At 72.5% G+C, this 2,004-nt stretch carries 1 protein-coding gene, 1 rRNA gene and 1 pseudogene; 1 reads left to right on the top strand and 2 read right to left on the bottom strand.

The genetic code is table 11. The annotated features are described in order from the left end of the window. Positions 1-830, bottom strand: a pseudogene (locus tag ACVWW9_RS14320) (primosomal protein); the annotation flags it as partial. Between the two features lie 33 nt (positions 831-863). Between ACVWW9_RS14320 and ACVWW9_RS14325 the strand changes: the two are divergent. Beyond that, on the top strand, positions 864-1,889 hold the full coding sequence (locus tag ACVWW9_RS14325) for a hypothetical protein (RefSeq protein ID WP_456516043.1): 1,026 nt from the start codon (positions 864-866) through the stop codon (positions 1,887-1,889). Positions 1,890-1,932: 43 nt separating this feature from the next. Here the strand turns inward: ACVWW9_RS14325 and rrf are convergent. Continuing rightward, positions 1,933-2,004: ribosomal RNA gene (rrf, locus tag ACVWW9_RS14330) — 5S ribosomal RNA — on the bottom strand; the annotation flags it as partial.

Genomic DNA, 2,004 nt, shown 5'->3' on the forward strand with positions numbered 1-2,004 from the left:
GCCTCATCAGCCTCATCAGCCTCATCAGCCTCATCAGCCTCATCAGCCTCATCAGCCTCATCAGCCTCATCAGCCTCATCAGCCTCATCAGCCTCATCAGCCTCGGCGACCGCCTCGGGCTCCTCGGTCGACTCGACCCGCTCGGAGATGATGGAGACCGCCTCGAGCTCGCCCGGTGCCAGCGCTGCCTCGAGGGCATCGATCGCGCGATCCGCGAGCTCGAACCACTCCGCCGCTTCGTCGTCGCGCCCGAGCTCCTCGAGCACACCGCCGTAGCTGGCGAACAGCGCCGGGCTGTACTCGAACGCCTTGTCCTTGCGCAGCTCGGGGATCCGCAGCTCCTCGAGCGCCGCCTCCCCCTGACCGAGGTCGAGTCGCGCGCCGGACTTCACGATCGCGAGCTCGACGCGCACGTTGGTGTCGAGCGACTCCGCCTCGACCGACCGCGCGAGCTCGAGCGCCTTCTCGGGCCGACCCATGCCGCGCTCGCAGTCCGCCATGAGCGGCAGCTGGTCGTCGCGACCGGTGATGCGCCGGTACGTGCGCAGCTCGCGCAGCGCGAGCGCGAAGTCGCCCAGCTGGTAGGCCGTGATCGCGAGCGTCTCGCGCACGACGCCGATGCGGCCGGCGCGACGCGCCGCCGCCAGCGCATGCTGGTGCGCGAGCTGCGGGTCGTCGTCGATGAAGCGCGATGCCATCGCCATGTGCTTCGCGACGAACTCCGCGTTGTCCTTCGTCAGGGTCTTCAGCTGCGCTCGCGCGCCGATGTCGAGGTCCTCGGCCACGACGTCGTCGGGCAGGATCGGCGGCACGAACTCGTCGTCGCGCACCTGCTTGAAGCTCTCGCCGGAGCCGTCGCCCCGGTGCTCGAAGTCACGGCCCGGGCGCGCGGCATCGCGCTGCGGGCCCTGGTTGCGCTCGCGCTGCGTGTCGCGTCGACGCTGGTCGTCGCGGCCGTACCCCTGGCCCTCGCGCTGCGGCGGGCGCCGATCGGCCTCGCGCTCCAGCCGGCCGTCGGAGCCATCGGCGCGGTAGCCGGTGTCACCGGGACGCAGCGGCTTGCGCTCGGGCTGCGGACGGGAGTCTCGGGCGCCGAAGCTCCGCTGGCCGTCGCGCTGGGGCGGCCGGCGGTCACCATCACGAGGAGGCCGACGGTCGCCATCGCGCTGGGGACGCGAGTCGCGGTCGCCGAAGCGACGGTCGCCATCGCGCTGCGGACGCGAGTCGCGGTCGCCGAAGGTGCGCTGGCCGTCGCGCTGCGGAGGGCGGCGGTCACCGTCGCGCGGCGGACGACGGTCCCCATCACGGGGAGGCCGACGGTCGCCGTCGCGCTGCGGGCGCGAGTCGCGGTCGCCGAAGCGACGGTCGCCATCGCGCTGGGGACGGGAATCGCGGTCTCCGAAGCGACGCTCGCCATCGCGCTGCGGCGGGCGGCGGTCGCCATCGCGGGGCGGGCGACGGTCGCCATCACGAGGCGGGCGACGGTCACCATCACGAGCCGGACGACGGTCGCCATCGCGCGGCGGACGGCGGTCGCCATCACGAGGCGGACGCCGGTCACCATCGCGCTGCGGACGCGAGTCTCGGTCGCCGAAGCGACGCTCTCCGTCGCGCTGCGGCGGACGTCGGTCGCCGTCGCGCTGCGGGCGGCTGTCGCCGCCGGCGCGGTACCCGGAGTCGCTCGAGCGGAACGGCTTCCGATCGCCCTGCGGCGGGCGACGGTCACCATCGCGCTGCGGACGACGGTCTCCGTCGCGCTGCGGACGGCGATCTCCATCGCGCTGCGGACGCCGGTCGCCCGAAGGGCGACGTCGGTCGTCGTTCCGATCGGAGCTGCGATCTGCCTGGTCGTTCATGGCACCATGCTCCCATCAGGGTCGTACAAATGAAAAAAGGGGCCCCAGATCGTTCTGGGGCCCCTTTCCAAGGTAAGTCCGGCGGTGTCCTACTCTCCCACAGGGTCCCCCCTGCAGTACCATCGGCGCTGAGAGCCTTAGCTTCCGG

The sequence above is a fragment of the Agrococcus sp. UYP33 genome, assembly GCF_054060915.1.